16 protein-coding genes are annotated in these 16,909 nt (G+C 69.9%); 8 read left to right on the top strand and 8 right to left on the bottom strand.

The features are described from left to right. Positions 1–90: 90 nt before the first annotated feature. A complete protein-coding gene (locus tag ON31_RS18820; protein ID WP_039815445.1) occupies positions 91–627 on the bottom strand; it encodes a D-alanyl-D-alanine carboxypeptidase family protein in 537 nt (178 codons plus the stop codon). Between the two features lie 87 nt (positions 628–714). Here ON31_RS18820 and vanR-Sc point away from each other — a divergent pair, with 87 nt between their 5' ends. Next, on the top strand, positions 715–1,386 hold the full coding sequence (gene vanR-Sc / locus ON31_RS18815) for a VanSc-type vancomycin resistance response regulator transcription factor VanR (protein WP_039815443.1): 672 nt from the start codon (positions 715–717) through the stop codon (positions 1,384–1,386). Further along, a complete protein-coding gene (locus tag ON31_RS18810; RefSeq protein ID WP_039815441.1) occupies positions 1,379–2,467 on the top strand; it encodes a sensor histidine kinase in 1,089 nt (362 codons plus the stop codon). Before vanR-Sc ends, ON31_RS18810 begins: the two co-directional genes overlap by 8 nt. Before the next feature lie 47 nt (positions 2,468–2,514). On the opposite strand, the gene ON31_RS36275 is transcribed toward ON31_RS18810, so the two are convergent. Then, positions 2,515–2,652, bottom strand: a complete 138-nt coding sequence (locus ON31_RS36275) for a hypothetical protein (RefSeq protein WP_174385110.1) — start codon at positions 2,650–2,652, stop codon at positions 2,515–2,517. Between the two features lie 50 nt (positions 2,653–2,702). Here ON31_RS36275 and ON31_RS18805 point away from each other — a divergent pair, with 50 nt between their 5' ends. Next, positions 2,703–3,134 (top strand): TetR/AcrR family transcriptional regulator C-terminal domain-containing protein, encoded by a 432-nt coding sequence (locus ON31_RS18805; protein ID WP_255222167.1) that lies wholly within the window; start codon positions 2,703–2,705, stop codon positions 3,132–3,134. Between the two features lie 118 nt (positions 3,135–3,252). Continuing rightward, positions 3,253–4,557, top strand: coding sequence for a hypothetical protein (locus tag ON31_RS18800; protein WP_039815439.1), 1,305 nt, complete (start codon positions 3,253–3,255; stop codon positions 4,555–4,557). A 13-nt stretch (positions 4,558–4,570) separates the two neighbouring features. On the opposite strand, the gene ON31_RS18795 is transcribed toward ON31_RS18800, so the two are convergent. Together ON31_RS18795 and glsA are read right to left on the bottom strand one after the other, a co-directional pair. Beyond that, positions 4,571–5,251 carry an SIMPL domain-containing protein gene (locus ON31_RS18795; protein WP_039815436.1) on the bottom strand — a complete coding sequence of 227 codons (681 nt, stop codon included), beginning with the start codon at positions 5,249–5,251 and terminating at the stop codon, positions 4,571–4,573. Between the two features lie 287 nt (positions 5,252–5,538). Next, positions 5,539–7,392 (bottom strand): glutaminase A, encoded by a 1,854-nt coding sequence (gene glsA, locus ON31_RS18790; RefSeq protein WP_370450424.1) that lies wholly within the window; start codon positions 7,390–7,392, stop codon positions 5,539–5,541. Positions 7,393–7,624: 232 nt separating this feature from the next. On the opposite strand from glsA, the gene dxs reads away from it, so the two are divergent. Both dxs and ON31_RS18780 read left to right on the top strand, forming a co-directional pair. Further along, entirely contained in the window at positions 7,625–9,565 is a 1,941-nt protein-coding gene (gene dxs / locus ON31_RS18785) for a 1-deoxy-D-xylulose-5-phosphate synthase (protein ID WP_039815435.1), read from the top strand. A 99-nt stretch (positions 9,566–9,664) separates the two neighbouring features. Further along, entirely contained in the window at positions 9,665–10,468 is an 804-nt protein-coding gene (locus tag ON31_RS18780; protein WP_039815434.1) for an enoyl-CoA hydratase, read from the top strand. A gap of 244 nt (positions 10,469–10,712) precedes the next feature. On the opposite strand, the gene ON31_RS18775 is transcribed toward ON31_RS18780, so the two are convergent. Beyond that, entirely contained in the window at positions 10,713–11,966 is a 1,254-nt protein-coding gene (locus ON31_RS18775) for a ribonuclease D (protein ID WP_039815550.1), read from the bottom strand. A 191-nt stretch (positions 11,967–12,157) separates the two neighbouring features. Next, complete coding sequence (locus ON31_RS18770) at positions 12,158–12,793, bottom strand: DUF3000 domain-containing protein (RefSeq protein WP_081592563.1); 636 nt, start codon at positions 12,791–12,793, stop codon at positions 12,158–12,160. Between the two features lie 72 nt (positions 12,794–12,865). On the opposite strand from ON31_RS18770, the gene hemE reads away from it, so the two are divergent. Both hemE and ON31_RS18760 read left to right on the top strand, forming a co-directional pair. Next, positions 12,866–13,933, top strand: a complete 1,068-nt coding sequence (gene hemE / locus ON31_RS18765; protein ID WP_039815546.1) for a uroporphyrinogen decarboxylase — start codon at positions 12,866–12,868, stop codon at positions 13,931–13,933. Positions 13,934–14,125: 192 nt separating this feature from the next. Further along, positions 14,126–15,481 (top strand): protoporphyrinogen oxidase, encoded by a 1,356-nt coding sequence (locus ON31_RS18760; protein ID WP_039815432.1) that lies wholly within the window; start codon positions 14,126–14,128, stop codon positions 15,479–15,481. A 69-nt stretch (positions 15,482–15,550) separates the two neighbouring features. Here ON31_RS18760 and ON31_RS18755 read toward each other — a convergent pair whose 3' ends face one another. Together ON31_RS18755 and ON31_RS18750 are read right to left on the bottom strand one after the other, a co-directional pair. Next, entirely contained in the window at positions 15,551–16,159 is a 609-nt protein-coding gene (locus ON31_RS18755) for a class I SAM-dependent methyltransferase (RefSeq protein ID WP_051037465.1), read from the bottom strand. Positions 16,160–16,308: 149 nt separating this feature from the next. Then, positions 16,309–16,909, bottom strand: a 601-nt coding sequence (locus ON31_RS18750; RefSeq protein WP_039815430.1) for a response regulator, incomplete at its 5' end; no start/stop codon positions are given.

Genomic DNA, 16,909 nt, shown 5'->3' with positions numbered 1-16,909 from the left:
GCCGACCATCGGCACAAGCGTCGGTCCGGCCGGGGGTCGGTCGCTCAGCGCAGCTGCCGGGTGACACGCGGTCCGAGGAGCGCAATGTGTTCAACGCCGCATCCTCGGATCGTGAGCTGGATCGGGATACATGGGGACGCACCCACCGTGGATCGCCTCGGGGCGCAGTTCGTAATGCCAGGGTTCGTTGGCGTAGATCTGGCACAGGCCGTACCGGGCACCGTGCACAGCCAGCCACGTCGCGGCATCCGAGGCGAGGTCGACGGCGTCGCCCGATACGTGCGGCGACGTTTCCGCGGTGGCGACCCAGCGGGCGGCCGCTGATCGCGAACCGTACTTCGTGACCGCCTCGCTCAGCAGGCGATTCTGGTAGTCCGGGGAACGCCAGCCGCTGTTGACGGTGAACGTGACACCGTCCGCGGCGGCGTCGGCCGCGGCCCGCCGCAGCGCTCGCAGTAGATCGGGGCTCAGGTTCGCGACGCCGGGATACCGGTCGTCGAATACCGTCGCGTCGCGGGGCAGGCCGCCGTCGGCTTCGGCGGACTCTCCGCAGGCCACGACGATCGATGCGAGTGCGGCGAACAGGCCCAGGACGGCGAGCCTACGGGTGACAGGTCTAGGACTCATGCTGCCAGTCAAGGCAACGGGGTGTTGTGGGCCCGTAAGCCGTTTCGCATACGTCGGCGACATACGTCGACGCCTAGCATCGACAACATGCGGGTATTGGTGGTGGAGGACGAGCCTTATTTGGCGGAGGCCATTCGCGACGGATTGCGTCTGGCCGCGATCGCCGCCGACATCGCGGGTGACGGTGACACCGCGGTGGAACTGTTGAGCGTCAATACCTACGACATCGCCGTCCTCGACCGCGATATCCCCGGTCCCTCCGGCGACGAGATCGCCCAACGCATTGTCGCCTCCGGTAGCGGCATGCCCATTCTGATGTTGACCGCCGCCGACCGGCTCGACGACAAGGCGTCCGGATTCGAGCTCGGCGCCGACGACTACCTCACCAAGCCTTTCGAACTCCGCGAACTCGTACTCCGGCTGCGAGCGCTGGACCGTCGGCGTGCGCACAGTCGGCCGCCGGTGCGGGAAATCGCCGGATTGCGGGTGGATCCGTTCCGCCGCGAGGTCTATCGGGACGGTCGCTATATCGCACTCACGCGCAAGCAATTCGCTGTGCTCGAGGTGCTGGTGGCCGCGGAGGGCGGTGTGATCAGCGCCGAGGAATTACTGGAGCGAGCATGGGACGAGAACGCCGACCCGTTCACGAACGCGGTACGAATCACCGTGTCGGCCTTACGTAAGCGGCTCGGCGAACCCGGTCTCATCGCCACCGTGCCCGGCGTCGGCTACCGGATCGACGAATCCGCCCATGAATAGGGCACCCGGGTTGAGCGTGCGCCTCAAACTCACGCTCAGCTACGCCGGATTCCTCATGCTCGCTGGTGTGCTGCTGCTCGCCGCCGTATGGGTGTTTCTGCTGCGTGGCCTGCCGATCGGGAATGTCGTTCCAGACCCCGCCAATCTCCCGCTCATCTTCGATCCGTCCAATTTCGGTCCGGTCGTGTTCGGCACGGCCGCGGCCGCCGTGCTGGCGTTCTTACTGGTATTCGGTCTGGTCGGCGGCTGGCTGCTGGCCGGCCGCATGCTCGCGCCGCTGGACAGCATCGCCGCGGCCACCCGGGCCGCCGCGAATGGCTCACTCGCGCACCGAATTCGACTTCCGGGCCGCCGGGACGAGTTCCGCGAACTCGCCGACGCTTTCGACGGCATGCTCGCGCGACTCGAGTCCCATGTCACCGAACAACGCAGATTCGCCGCGAATGCCTCGCATGAACTGCGCACGCCGCTGGCGATCACACGGACCCTGCTGGATGTCGCCCGCGACGATCCGGATCGCCGCATCGGCGAACTCGTCGAACGTCTGCACGCCGTCAATTCCCGGGCGATCGAGCTGACCGAAGCCTTGCTCCTGCTCAGCCGCGCCGATCAGCGTTCCTTCACGCGGGAAACGGTCGACCTTTCGCTGTTGGCCGAGGAAGCCGCCGAAACACTGCTCCCTTTCGCCGAAGCGCGCGGGATCACCATCGAAACCTCCGGCGACATCACCCCGACCGTCGGCTCATACGCACTCCTGCTGCAACTGACGATGAACCTCGTGCACAACGCGATCGTGCACAATGTCGCCGACCGCGGCACTGTGTGGGTCACGACCACGATGCACCCCGGCACGGTCGTGCTCATTGTCGAGAACACCGGCGAAATGCTGTCGGCCCAGGTGGTTGCGACGCTCGTCGAGCCGTTCCGACGCGGCAATGAACGCATACGCACCGATCACGCGGGCGTTGGGCTCGGGTTGGCCATCGTCGAGAGCATCACCCGAGCGCACGACGGAACCCTGACGCTCACACCGCGCGCCGCCGGCGGGCTGCGGGTCACGGTGCGGCTGCCGGGGGCCTGAAGGCGGTCCGGCGTCGACGAGATCGCCGAGTCGGCGCGGCGTGGTGGTCAGATGAACAGGCCGAGGACGGCACCGCTGGCAACCAGCTCGAGCACCCAGTCGGTCATGTGGACGAGTGCGGTCGGGATCGGGACGTTCTCGTGCACGATCGCACCGGAGAGGATGGTCACCGGGAGAATCGCCACGATCGCGCCCAGCGCCGCTCCGGCCCCGACGCCGTGTCGATCACCGGCCGGTGGCGGACTGGGCGACCAGCGGCCGCCATGCCATGCGGCCCGCCCTGACGAGACTCGAACGCGCCGAGGATGTACGCGCGGAGCTGCTCGTCTGGGCGCGAACCCTGCTGGCCGGTGCGCTCAGCCCGACCGTGGTGGAAATGCGGCGTCTGGTCACCGCCGAGGCGGGCCGCCGGCCCGAGGTCGGGGCGACCTATCTGCACCAGAGTTGGATCCGCAATATCGGTGATCTCGCCACGACGTTGCAGACCCTGGACGCGCGTGGCCTACTGTGCGTCCCCGACCCCGCGACGGCTGCGCAACAGCTCACCTGGCTGGTCGTCGGTGCGCCGCTGAACGCCCGGATGCTCGATGCCACCGCACCGTTCCCCGACACGGTCGACGCGGCGATCGTCGTGTTCCTGGCCGCCTATCGGCCACACCCGAGCTGAACCGAACACCGTGGCACCCCGGGGAATTCCGGGCATTCGAGGTACGAGCCGGCGGATATCGTCGGTGTATCGAAAAACCCATACGCGCTGGCCACACCGCGCCGTCTTGTCTCGAGGCATGAATCGCAGCCTTTCAACACCCGCTACGACCGCGCCGGGTTGGCGGTGGGTCGCCTTTCGTTTCTGCTTCGTCTATTTCGGCTTGTACTGCCTGCTGCTCACCTTTATCCCGTTCGCGCTCCTGGGCCTGCTCGGACGGTGGGTCCATCGACTCGGCGGGACATGGACGGTCGCGCCGGCCGACCCGGTCACCGGATGGGTGGGCCGGACGTTCTTCGGCGTCGACGCCGTGCTGCACCGGGACTCCGGAGCCGGTGACCAGACGGCCAACTGGGTGCTGGTGTTCTGCATCCTGGTCGTCGCGATCGTGGCCGCCGCGGCGTGGACCGTCTTCGCTCGCCGGACCGCGCACCCCCGGCTGTCGGCGTGGTTCACCCTCTTCCTGCGGCTGTGCCTGGGCGGGATGATGGTCAGTTTCGGAGTCGCCAAGCTGATCCCGACCCAGATGCCCGGCCCGACGCTGGCACAGCTGTTGCAGCCCTACGGGGATCTGAGTCCGGCCTCGGTGCTGTGGCTACAGGTCGGCAGCTCGCAACCGTACGAGATGGCCCTCGGCGCGGTGGAATTAGTGGCCGGTCTGTTGCTGTTCGTGCCGCGGACAGCGGTTCTGGGCGCACTGTCGAGTGTGCTGTGCATGGCTCAGGTGCTGCTGTTGAACCTGACGTTCGACATACCGGAGAAGCTGCTGTCCGGGCACCTGCTGCTGATGGGTCTGATACTGCTCGCCCCCTACTGCGCTCGACTGTTCGATCTGTTCGTGCGGCAGCGCCCGTGCCGACCGCTGACGCCGCCCACGCTGTTCACCGACGCTCGGAAGAACCGCATCGCCGGGTGGGTTCAGGTCGTTATCGGCCTCTGGGTCGTGCTGGGCGGCTACGACCGCTGGCAGGTCTGGCAGGAGCAGTACGGTCCCGACAGTCCGAAGTCCGAGCTGTACGGGATTTGGGAGGTGCGCGATTTCACCCTCGACGGACAACCGGTACCACCGTTGACGACCGACGAGAATCGGTGGCAGCGAATAGTTTTCGATGACCCCGCGGAAGCGACCTATCAACGGATGAACGGTGAACTGGTGGCGGCGCACGCCGAATTCCGCCCGGACGGACAGGTGATACTCAGCGACGAGACGAGACAACCGTTCGCAACGCTGTCGGCCGAGCGGCCGGTGCCGGATCGGCTGTCACTGCGCGGGACATTGCGTGGCCGCCCGATCACGGTCACGCTGGAACGCGTCGACCCGAACAGCTTCACCCTGAACAGTCGCGGATTCCATTGGGTGCAGGACTACCCGTACTTCCGATAGGTGGCGGGACTGTTCAGCTCAGCTGCCAGGTGACGCGCAGGCTCGCGGACAGTTCGCTCTCGCCGAGTTCGACGGGAATCTCCGGGACACCGCCCATCCCGGCGGATTTGGCGGAGACGGCGTAGGCGCGGGGGACCGGGGTGGGCATCGAGGTGTTCTCGGTGATCTCCACCACCGGGCCCAGGGTGCGCCCGGCGCGGGTGGCGTACCGGGTGGCCTTGGCGAGGGCGTTGTCCCAGGCGGCGTCGCGCGCCCGTTCCAGCAGCGCCTCCTCGTCGGCGACGGTGAGGTTCAGGCCGCCGAGGCGGACGTCGTCGCCGCCCGCGTCCACGGCGTGCGCGATGACAGTGGCCGGGGGAGTGCCGGATTCCGTTGCGGCACCGGTGGATCCGACATCGCGGAGTGCCACGGTCAGTGCGGTGGTGGCGATGTAGCCGGTGATGCGTTCGCGATTCTCCGCCCACACGGTGTCGGTGCGCACCGACAGTCCGCTGGTGGCGATATCGGCGGACCGCACCCCGTCCCCGCGCAGGCTGGCGACCACCGCGTCACTGCGCTCCCCGGCACGGGCGTACGCGGCCGATACGGTCTCCGCCCGCGACTCGATGGAGATGGTGACCCGCATGAGATCCGGCGTGGAGCGGGCCGCCCCGCTGCCGAAGGTGGTGACGGTGCCGGTCTCGATGCTGCTCACGGGCTTTCCTCCTGGTGGGGGGACAGGTCCCGGCCGATGCTACCGACGCCGCGACCTCGACAGCGCCAGCGCCGCAACGATGCGGCCCATCGGGTGCGCGAGCCCGACACGGCCGACGTGTCGGAGCGGTGTCGGTCGGGGTTCGCGGGCGGCGCGAAGTGGATCCCCAGCCCTGGACGCGGAGACCTCGGGCGCCGGCCGATTCCGACGTGGTCGTCATTCCAGGACGAGCGAGGTCGCCCGGGCAAGCCCCAGCGCGCCATGCCAGCGGCGGTGCGGCCCGGAATTCAGTACGCCCCGCCGTGGGCGGCCAAGGCGCGCACGGCCGCGTCGGCTTGGCCGTACGCGGCAGCGGCCAGGCGTTCGAGCAGGGCGACCTTGAGTGCCGGGGCCTGCTGGGTGAGGGTGTCGAAGCGGTCGGGTGTGAGCACCGCCAGGCTGACGGTGGTCTCGGCGAGGATGTCGTTGGGAAACGGTTGGTCGAGAATCAGGGAGATCTCGCCGAAGGACATGCCGGTCGTGAGGGTGACGAGGCGGTGGCGGCGGCCGTCTCGGCCGGTGAACCCGATCCGCACCCGGCCGTCGAGAATGAGGTACAGGCCGGAGCGCGGACTGCCCGCGGCCACGATGGTCTCACCGCGCGCCAGCGTGCGCACCGTGAATTCCGCTGCCAGGGAATGCCGTTGGTCCTCTGGCAGCCCGGCCAGCGCGGGGTGGCCCGCCACGGGGACGGCCGTACGCTGTGCGGGCGGCCCGTAGCGGTCGAGCACGACCTGTTCACACCATTCCGCGGCGCCGTCCCGGTCGATGAACACCCGCCCGTGCGGATCGTCGGGATCGAGGCTCGATTCCAACTGCCCGAGTTTGGCGTCCGGGTCCACCAGTGCGACCCGGCAGCCGGTGGCGGCCAGTTCGGTACGCAACTCCTCCAGCATGCGCACCGCGATGGCGCTCACATCGCCCACCTCGCGCACGTCGAGCACCAGCGCGTCCAGTTCCCCGGGGAACTCCTCCACCGCCCGCACCGCCGACTCCGCACCCGCGAACAGCAGGTCACCGTGCAGTTCGACAATGCGTGCCCGGTCGCCGAAACGTTCCAGCACCGCCAGGTCCGCCACCTCGCGCCGCAGCCGCGACGGTGCTTCGGCCACCGAATAGGCGGCCCGGATGGCGGTGTGCGCGGCGCGGGTCACGTGCAGGAAGTGCAGGCCGAGCCGCTCCGACAGTTCCCGGCACGCCCGCACCCCGCGCACGCTGCTGCCGTGCGCGTCCAGTCGCGGCGAGTACACCGCGATACCGAGCTGACCGGGCAGTACGGCCAGAATGCCGCCACCCACACCGCTTTTCGCGGGCAGGCCCACGGTGGTCACCCAGTCTCCGGCGGCGTCGTACATTCCGCAGGTGGTCATGACGCTGAGCACCTGCCGCACCAGCGGTGCGGTGAGCGCTCGCTCCCGGGTGAGCGGATGCACCCCGTTGTTGGCCAGGGTGGCCGCCATCATGGCCAGGTCGCGGCAGGTGATGTCGATCGAGCACTGCCGGAAGTAGCGATCCACCGCTTCGTCCGGGTCGCCGTCGATGATGCCCGCGCCGCGCAGCAGGTAGCCGATGGCCCGATTGCGGTAGCCGGTGCGCGCCTCGGAGGCGTACACCGCCTCGTTGAGTCGCAGCTCACGCCCGGCGAACCGGCTGTAGCTGCGCCGGATGCGTTCGAACCGGTCGCCGGCGTCGCGGCCGGTGATCAGGGCGGCGGCCGCGATCGCACCGGCGTTGATCATGGGGTTGCGCGGGCGCTGGGAGGCGGGGTCGAGGCTGATCTCGAAGAACGGTTCCCCGCTCGGCTCCACGTCGATGCGTTCGGCCACCGCCGGACCGCGGTCGGCCAGCGCCAGCGCGTAGGTGAACGGTTTGGAGATCGACTGAATGGTGAAACGGGTGTCCAGATCGCCGCTGCCGTACACCCGCCCGTCGGCGGTGGCCAGGCACAGGCCGAACGAATCCGGTTGCACCGCAGCGAGTTCGGGAATGTAGTCGGCCAGCGCGCCGGAGTCGTCGGCGCGGCAGCGGCGGTACACCTCGGCGACGATGCGGGCCACCACACCATCGGGGGAGGGCGTGGTGTCGGCATGCGGTGCGGGCACCGATTCACTGTATCCACGGTCTGGCCGGAATCCGGGAGGTCGAACAGGCGTGCCCCACCGCCGCCCGTTGTCCGCTCCGACCCGGCCGACGGCCCGCGCGAACCCGAGTATCGTGTGTAACCTCACATTCGAAGCCGATGTCGCAGGTGGGGTTTCATTCCCGGCATCGGGGGCCGGTAGGGGCTCCGTAGACTGTGGCAAACACAGGAGTTTTCCGGAGGGAGCAATAGCCGTGGGAGTGCTTTCCCGGGTCGATACGCCCGAGGACCTGCGTCGGCTGTCGGTACCGGAGCTGGGCGAGTTGGCCGAGGAGATTCGCGAGTTCCTGGTGCGGAAAGTCGCCGCGACGGGCGGTCACCTGGGGCCGAACCTCGGCGTCGTGGAGCTGACCATCGCGCTGCACCGCATCTTCGACTCGCCGGCCGACCCGATCATCTTCGACACCGGTCACCAGGCGTACGTGCACAAGATCCTGACCGGCCGCAAGGACGGCTTCGATACGCTGCGCAAGCAGGGCGGGCTGTCCGGTTACCCGTGCCGCGCCGAGAGCGAGCACGACTGGGTGGAGTCCTCGCACGCCTCGGCCGCGCTGTCCTACGCCGACGGACTGGCCAAGGCGTTCGCGCTGACCCGGCAGAAGCGGCATGTGGTCGCGGTGGTCGGCGACGGTGCGCTCACCGGCGGCATGTGCTGGGAGGCGCTGAACAATATCGCCGCGGGGCAGGATCGCTCGGTCGTCATCGTGGTGAACGACAACGGCCGCTCCTACGCGCCCACCATCGGCGGCCTGGCCGACCGGCTCACCGCGCTGCGCATGCAGCCCGCCTACGAGCACGCCCTCGACGCCACCAAACGCATCGTGCAGTCCATTCCCCGGGTGGGCGAACCGGCCTACTCGATGCTGCACGCGCTCAAGACCGGCATCAAGGACGCGGTCGCGCCGCAGGAGCTGTTCGGCGACATCGGGCTGAAATACGTGGGTCCGGTGGACGGGCACGACCCGGTGGCTCTGGAAGCGGCGCTGCGGCGGGCCAAGGACTTCGGCGGCCCGGTGGTGGTGCACGCGGTCACCCAGAAGGGGCGCGGTTTCAAACCGGCCGAGGACCACGTGGCCGATCAGATGCACGCCGTGGGCCGCATCGATCCCGAGACCGGCGAGCCGGTCGGCAAATCCGGGGCGCAGAGCTGGACCGCGGTGTTCTCCGAGGAACTCATCGCCCAGGCCGAGCAGCGCGACGACATCGTGGCCATCACCGCCGCCATGCCCGGACCGACCGGGCTGAGCGCGTTCGGGAACCGCTTCCCGGAGCGCATGTTCGACGTCGGCATCGCCGAACAGCACGGAATCGCCTCGGCGGCCGGGCTGGCGCTGGGCGGTATGCATCCGGTGGTCGCCATCTACTCCACCTTCCTCAACCGCGCCTTCGACCAGTTGCTCATGGATGTGGCGCTGCTGAAGCTGCCCGTGACGCTGGTGCTCGACCGCGCGGGCCTCACCGGCGACGACGGCGCCTCGCACAACGGCATGTGGGATATGTCGGTGCTGGGTATCGTGCCCGGAATGCGCGTGGCGGCCCCGCGCGATGCGGCCACCTTGCGGGAGGAACTGGGCGAGGCGCTGCTGATCAACGACGGCCCGACCGCCATCCGCTTCCCGAAAGGCACGGTGTGCGAGGAGATCTCGGCCATCGAGCGGCATGACGGCATCGATGTGCTGCACCTGCCCGACGGTCGGGAATCGGTGCGGTCGGTACACGGCGATGTGCTGCTGGTCGGCGTCGGCTGTTTCGCGGAACTGGCCATGCGCACGGCGGAACTGCTGGAGGCGGAAGGGATTTCGGGCACCGTCATCGATCCGCGCTGGGTGCTGCCGGTCAACGAGGGCATCGTGAAACTGGCCGAGCACTACCGCATGGTGGTGACGCTCGAGGACAGCGGACTGCACGGCGGTATCGGCTCCTCGGTCTCGGCGCGGATCCGCGCCGCCGGGCTGGACGTGCCGACCCGGGAGATCGGTGTGCCGCAACGCTTCCTGGATCACGCCTCCATCGCACAGCTGCGTCAGGAGCTCGGGCTCACCCCGCCCGATGTGGCGCAGCGGGTGACCGCCTGGTTGCGCGGGGGCGCGCTGACCGTCGACGCGGACGTGGTGGCGGAGCAGGCCGTCTCGTAGGGCGCGGAGTCCGCGCGATTCCGGATGCGGGGCGCGGCTGCTCGCGTAGATTCTAGAACCGGTTACAGTTTATCGGGAACAGCCGGTTCAGGAGTTCGCATGTCCTTCGTGCTCGTCGAGAAGCCGCGTCCGCGGGTCGCGCTCATCACGCTCAACCGCCCCGAGCGCATGAACGCCATGGCCTTCGACGTCATGGTGCCGCTGCGGGAGACCCTGCAGGCGGTCGCCGCCGACAACGAGGTGCGCGCGGTGGTGCTCACCGGGGCCGGGGAGGGCTTCTGCTCCGGGGCGGACCTCCAGCATTCGGGCAGCGTGCCCGGCGTCGCGGGGCTGACCCGGACCAGTATCGCCCGTCGCTCCATGGACCTGTTCAACGACGTCATGCTGGCGCTGCGCCGCATGCATCAGCCGGTGATCGCCGCCGTCAACGGCGCGGCCATCGGCGGCGGGTTCTGCCTCAGCGTGGGCGCGGACATCCGCATCGCCGCCGAGGACGCCTACTTCCGGGCGGCGGGCATCAACAACGGCCTCACTTCGGCCGAACTCGGCTTCAGCTATCTGCTGCCGCGCGCCATCGGCTCCTCCCGCGCCTTCGACATCATGCTCACCGGCCGCGACGTGGATGCCGCCGAAGCCGAACGCATCGGCCTGGTCTCCCGCGTCGTCCCCGCCGAGAAACTGCTCGACACCTGCTACGACCTGGCCGAGCAGATCCTGCGCTACAGCCGCGTCGGCACCGAGCTCACCAAGCGCATGCTGTGGAGCGGCATGGAGGCGGGCAGCTTCGAATCGCATATGCAGCAGGAGGGCATGGCGCAGCTCTACGTGCGGCTCACCACCGAGAACTTCGACGAGGCCATGCGGGCTCGCAAGGACCGCCGCCCCCCGGTCTACGAGGACTGACATCCAGCCGGTCATCCTCCGCCACTGGAGGACGCCAGCCCTCCGGCCGTGCTCGTCGCCGGGGTCGCGCCGATCGCAGTGGGCCGTGCTCATCGCCGCGGCCGCACCTGTCGCCGGGGCCGTGCCCGCCCCCTTCGCTGAGGGCCGTGCCTGTTGCGGTGGGCCGTGCCCGTCGCTGGTGCCGCACCCGTCGCGGGTGGCGCGCCTGTCGCGGGTGCCGCGACCGTCCTCGTGCGGTGTGGGGTTATGTCTGCTGTGCGGGCGTGAAGAGCGCGGTGGCGAGGCGTGGCACCGTGAGTTCTCGCTGCCACGGGCGCGCGCCCCCGGCGCTGAGGTAGTCGTCGATCACGGCCGCGCCGTCGCCATTGGCGGCGGTGCGCGGCAGACCGTCCCAGCACATGCGGCGCAGCAGGTCGGGTGTCAGCAGGTTCTCGACCGGAATCGACACCTCACCGGACAGGTCGGTCATGGCGGCGCGGGCGCGCTGCAGGCGCGCCGCGGCGGCCGGGTCGCGGCGCTCCCACCGGTTCACCGGCGGGGGCCCGTCGAAGGGCTGCGCCAGCGGGGGCAGTTCGCTGTCGGGCAGCGCGCGGGCCCGCTCCACCGCGCCGAGCCATTCGCGCGAGTACCGCCGTTGCCGCGGGCCGCCGAAGATCGGCAGGGCGCGCAGCTGGGCGATGGTCTTGGGCTCGTTCGCGGCGGCCGCGATGATGGCCGAATCCGGCAGGATGCGGGCGGGGGCGACATCGCGCAGCCGGGCGAGCTTGTCGCGGGTGGTCCACAGTTCCCGGACGATGGCGAGCTGACGGGTGCGGCGCAGGGTGTGGATGCCGGAGGTGCGTCGCCAGCGGTCGGCCTTGGGCGGCGCGGGCTCGGCGGTGCGCACATGTTCGAATTCCTGCGCGGCCCAACCGGTCTTGCCCTGCTCGTCCAGTTCCACGGCGACGGCGTCGCGCAATTCCAGCAGCAGTTCCACATCGAGGGCCGCGTAGTTGAGCCATTCGTCGGGCAGCGGCCGCGTGGACCAGTCCGCAGCGCCGTGACCCTTGCGCAATTCCCGCCCGAGCAGTCGCTCCACCATGGCGGCCAGGCCCACGCGCTCGAATCCGGCCAGCCGTCCGCCCAGTTCGGTGTCGAACAGGCGGGCGGGGTACAGGCCGAGTTCGGCCAGTCCGGGCAGATCCTGGTCGGCGGAGTGCAGCACCCACTCCAGATCGTTGACGGCGGCGGCCAGGGGCTCCAGATCCTGATCCACCGGAATCGGGTCGATGAGGAAGGTGCCGGACCCGGCGCGGCGCAGCTGGATGAGGTAGGCACGGCTGGAGTAGCGGAAGCCGGAGGCGCGTTCGGCATCCACGGCGAGCGGTCCGGAACCGGCGGCGATGCTGCGGGCGGCGGCGGCTATCTCGGCGGCGGTGTCCAGTACCGGTGGTACGCCGTCCACTGGCGCGAGCAGGGGGACCGCGGCAGTGGCTTCGGAATCGTCTGGTACGGACATGGTCTTGAACTCTACGGGTTGGGCGCGGCCGGGTCCGCGTCCCATTCGGATTCGGGCGGCTGCGGAGACTGCGCCGGACTGATCGGTATCGTACGTGGCCGCCGCTGATTTCGTTGCGGTACAGAAAGTTTGATGTTCAGTCAGCTGGACACCGGCCGGTCGCGGCTGTGACGAGGGTGATAGCGGAGTGATTACTGTTGCGTGTCGTCCGCGCCGCCCGGCCGCACCTCGAGGCGCGTCACCCCCGCGGGCGGCAGCCCGGCGGCGTAGGCGAGCACCTCGCCGAACGCCTCCACATGCGGCCGCATCAGGGTGTCGCCGACCGTCCAGGAGGCCCGCAGCTCCAACTGCTGCGCGCGCGGAGGACCGGCGATATCACCGAAGCGCACCGAACTGGTCGCGGTCACGGTGCCGCCGAGCGCGGTGAACGGGACCCGCGATTCCAGCGCGTCCACCAGCCAACTCCACGCCACCTCCGGCAGCAGCGGGTCGGCGGCCAGGGCGGCGTCGATATCGGCCTGGATGTAGGCGACCAGCCGGAACACCCCGTGCCAGGCTTCCTGGCCGTCGGGGTCGTGCAGCAGGATGAGTCGGCCGAAGGCGTCACCGTCGGAGTCCACGGGCACCACGGTGGTGTCGCCCTGCGTGACTTCCGCCCCGACGGCGTACGAGTAGGGGGCCAGGCGCTGCGGCGGGCGGATCGGTGCGAGCTCGATCCGAGGATGCACGGTTGCGGTGCCCATCGCCTCGACCGCGGCGCGGAACCGGGCGGGTTCATCGGGTTCCGGGGTCGGTGCGGCGCCGTCGCGGAAGTCGAGCGGTGTCACGCTCAAAAGGTAAACCTCCCGGGGCCGGTGTCGTCGGAGGCGCGCCGCCGGTCACCTCTACGATGAGCGGTGATGAGCACTCACACGCGCCGCCGCTTGACCGATGCCCCGTTCCTCGCCGCCGCCACCGGCGCGACGCCGCATCGGCGTCCGGTGTGGTTCATGCGCCAGGCCGGGCGGTCGCTGCCGGAGTATCGGGAGCTGCGCGCCGGGATCGGCATGCTGGAATCCTGCTTCGATCCGGAGCTGGTGTGCGAGATCACCATGCAGCCCATCCGCCGCCACCGGGTGGACGCGGCAATCCTGTTCTCCGACATCGTGGTTCCGCTCAAGGCCGCCGGTATCGACCTGGATATCGTGGCCGGTGTCGGCCCCGTGGTCGCGAATCCGGTACGCACCCTCGCCGATATCCGCGCGCTGCCGCGGTTGCGCGCCGAGGAGGTCGGGGCCGTCACCGCCGGTATCCGGCTGCTGCTCGACGAACTCGGCGACACCCCGCTCATCGGTTTCGCCGGCGCCCCCTTCACCCTGGCCTCCTACCTGGTCGAGGGCGGCCCCAGCAAGCATCACGAGCGCACCAAGGCCATGATGCTCGCCGATCCGGACGCCTGGCATCAACTCATGGGCGTGCTCACCGACATCACCATCGAATTCCTGCGCGCCCAGCTGGACACCGGCGTGGACGCCATGCAGCTGTTCGACTCCTGGGCGGGCGCGCTGCCGCTGGCGCAGTACCGCGAGTTCGTACTCCCGCACTCCGAGCGCGTCTTCGCCGAGCTGGCCGAATACGGCGTCCCCCGAATCCATTTCGGCGTCGGCACCGGCGAACTGCTGGGCGCGATGGCGGAGGCGGGCGCGGATGTGGTCGGCGTCGACTGGCGTGTCCCGCTGACCGACGCCGTCCGCCGCATCGGCCCCGGCAAAGCCCTCCAGGGCAACCTCGACCCCGCGGTCCTCTTCGCCGGACCCACGGCCGTCGAATCCGAGATCCGCCGCATCGCCCACGAGGCCGACCAGGCCATCGCCCTCGGCGCCACCGGCCACATCTTCAACCTCGGCCACGGCGTCCTCCCCGACACCGACCCGGGCGCCATCACCGCCGCCGTGGAACTCATCCACAGCCTCCCCACCCCACTCTGACCGGCCGCCGCTACCAGGAGCCGATGGGCTTCGGGCTCCACGACTGCCGTGTCGGCGGTCAGGGCGGCGTGGGTCACAGCCGGTGAGGGAGTAGGTTCCGAAGGGCAGTGGCTCGCCGGTGGGATGGGGGTGTCGCTGTCGCCTCGCCCGGGTGATCGGGTGCGGTGATTCCGAGTGGCTGAGGAGTGGTCGATGCGGGTCGCGGTGGTCGGTGGCGGGATCAGCGGGTTGGTGGCGGCGTATCGGTTGCGGGGGGCGTTGGGGGAGCGGGTCGAGCTGGTGCTGGTGGAAGGGGGTGAGCGGGTCGGGGGGATTCTGCGGACCGTCGATATCGCGGGGGAGCCGGTGGATCTGGGGGCCGAGGCGTTCGTGGGGCGGCGGCCCGAGATCCCGGCGCTGATGCGGGAATTGGGGATCGCCGAGCAGTTGGTGCACCCGGCGGGCAAGCGACCGCTGATCTGGTCGGGCGGGGCCGCGCATCCGCTGCCCGAACGCACCCTCATGGGGATTCCCGCCGCGGCGGAAGCGGTTGCGGGGCTGGTCGACGCGGAGACCATGGGGCGGATCGCGGCCGAGCCGGAATGGCCGCTGCGCTGGGAACGCGGCGCGGATGTCGCGGTGGGCGCGCTGGTGGCGGAGCGTTTCGGGGCGCAGGTGGTGCGGCGCAGCGTGGATCCGCTGCTGGGCGGGGTGTACGCCGGAACCGCCGACACCATCGGAGTGCGCGCGGCCCTGCCGACCCTCGCGGCGGCGCTGGACGACGGAGCCGCCAGTCTCACCGAGGCCGTGCGCAAGGCCCTTCCGCCGCAATCGGATACACCGGTCTTCGGCGGCATTCGCGACGGCTATCGGGTGCTGCTGGACGCCTTGCGCGCCGCCGCTCAGGTACGGGTCGAAACCGACACCGCCGCAACCCGTCTCACCCGCACCGGTGCGGGCTGGCAGCTGGATCCGATCGGCCCGGTGGACGCCGTGGTGCTGGCCACCCCGGCCCCCGTCACGGCCGCCCTGCTGCGCGAGGTCGCCCCGTCCGCCGCCGACCTCGCCGGTGGTATCGAACTGGCCTCCTCCGCCGTGGTGGCGCTGGCCCTCCCGCGTGACACCCCGCTGCCCGACAACTCGGGCATTCTCGTCGCCACCGGAGAACCCCTGCGCGCCAAGGCGTTCACCCTGTCCAGTCGCAAGTGGCCGCACCTGGCCGACCGGGACGTGGCCCTGGTCCGCGCCTCCTTCGGCCGCTTCGGCGACCCGGTCCCACTGTCCTGGCCGGACACCGAACTCGTCGCCGCCGCCGTCGACGATCTCACCGCCGTCACCGGCGTCCCGATCCGCCCCCTGGCCACCGTCGTGCAGCGCTGGCCCGGCGGGCTCCCGCAGTACGCCCCGGGCCACTCCGAACGCATTGCGGCACTGCGCGATACCCTGGCCGACCGCCCGGGCCTCGCCCTGGCGGGCGCCTACCTGGATGGCGTCGGCGTTCCCGCCTGTGCCGCCTCCGGCACCGCCGCGGCGGCGCGCATCGCCGCCCACCTGGTCGGCGGCCGATAGTCTCCCGCATCCGAACGGACGTCTCCTGCCCGGACATGGTGCCCGTCGCCGCGGTGACCGCTGCGGGGGTCAGTGGTCGGATACTCCCGAGACGAGGACGGCGGTCGGCCGCTGCGGCATCCATTCGGTGGTGATGTGCGTGAGCAGGGCGGCGTTGAACTGGTCCGCCAATCGGGTGGCGGCCTGGCCGTGCGTGAGACGACACCCGGGCGGGCGCATGTAGACGAGCGCCAGCCGACCTCCGGGGCGCAGACGGCCGACCAGGTCCTGGATGACCACGTCCGGATCGCTCCAGTACTGCCAGACATTGATGCCGTAGACGAGGTCGAAGCCGCGCAATTCGGGGTCCAGCCGGGTCGCGTCGCCCAGGCGCAGGTCGAGCCGCCCGGATCGGAGGAGCGCTCGATTGCGACGGGCGGCCTGACGCAGCATCACCGGCGAGATGTCCACCCCGGTGACCTCGATATCCGGCGTTCTGCGGCACACCTCGCCGAGGGTGACCCCGGGACCGTAGCCGAGTTCGAGCACCCGGGCGCCGGCGGTGGGGGCGAGGCGATCGATCGCCCACCGCCCGCGCCTGATGTTGTGGCCCCGATGGGCCATGATCATTCCGGCGAGCGATCCGATCGGCCGGCGCGGGTGTGCGAAGTGCGTGTAGAGGCCCTCGATGGCTGACAAGAGCTGTCTCCTGGCTTCCTGCGGCGACGGGTGGCATTGCGGCACAGTCGTTCTCGTGCAGCTATCGCCGACCAGGCTTCCCGGCACTCCGGGTTCACTGTATCCGATGTGGCCACCGGGTCGTCCGATTCACGGCCGACGCGGCCTCGTCACGGTTCGGTGAGTCCGGCGCGGATGGCGTATCGGGTGAGGGCGAGCCGGTCACGCAGGCCCAGCTTGTGCAGAATGTTGGCGCGGTGCCGGTCGACGGTCTTGACACTGATGACCAGCGCGTCGGCGATCTCACGAGTGCTGTGTCCTTCGGCGATGAGCTTCAGTACCTCCTCCTCGCGGGGGGTGAGGATGGTGTCGGGCAGGCTGTCGCCATTGTGGGCGCGTTGCAGGTAGTCGCGGATGAGGGCGGTGATCGCGCCGGGGTAGAGGAACGGTTCGCCGCGCATGGTGGCGCGGCAGGCCTCCAGTAGTTCGCGGTCGGCGACGGATTTGAGGACGTAGCCGGATGCCCCGGCTTTGAGGGATTCGAAGAAGTACTGCTCGTTGTCGTGCATGGACAGCATGAGGATGCGTACGTGCGGGTGCTGGCGGTTGATTTCGCGGGCGGCTTGCAGTCCGGTCATGCGGGGCATGGCGATATCCAGGATGGCGAGGTCGACTGCGGTGTCGGTGAGGCGTTGGATGGCGTCGGCTCCGTTGGCGGCCTCGGCGACGACGGTGAGGTCGGGTTCGGCGTCGAGGATGAGCCGCAGGCCG

It is taken from the genome of Nocardia otitidiscaviarum NBRC 14405 (genome assembly GCF_000308635.1).
GTDB lineage: Bacteria > Actinomycetota > Actinomycetes > Mycobacteriales > Mycobacteriaceae > Nocardia > Nocardia otitidiscaviarum.
This window is presented reverse-complemented; position numbering and strand designations above follow the sequence as displayed.

Coding starts and splice junctions, on each gene's coding strand:
- hemE (WP_039815546.1), top strand. CDS start 12,866: ATGAGCACTCACACGCGCCGCCGCTTGACCGATGCCCCGTTCCTCGCC.
- ON31_RS18775 (WP_039815550.1), bottom strand. CDS start 11,966: ATGTCCGTACCAGACGATTCCGAAGCCACTGCCGCGGTCCCCCTGCTC.
- vanR-Sc (WP_039815443.1), top strand. CDS start 715: ATGCGGGTATTGGTGGTGGAGGACGAGCCTTATTTGGCGGAGGCCATT.
- ON31_RS18800 (WP_039815439.1), top strand. CDS start 3,253: ATGAATCGCAGCCTTTCAACACCCGCTACGACCGCGCCGGGTTGGCGG.
- ON31_RS18780 (WP_039815434.1), top strand. CDS start 9,665: ATGTCCTTCGTGCTCGTCGAGAAGCCGCGTCCGCGGGTCGCGCTCATC.
- ON31_RS18820 (WP_039815445.1), bottom strand. CDS start 627: ATGAGTCCTAGACCTGTCACCCGTAGGCTCGCCGTCCTGGGCCTGTTC.
- ON31_RS18760 (WP_039815432.1), top strand. CDS start 14,126: ATGCGGGTCGCGGTGGTCGGTGGCGGGATCAGCGGGTTGGTGGCGGCG.
- ON31_RS18810 (WP_039815441.1), top strand. CDS start 1,379: ATGAATAGGGCACCCGGGTTGAGCGTGCGCCTCAAACTCACGCTCAGC.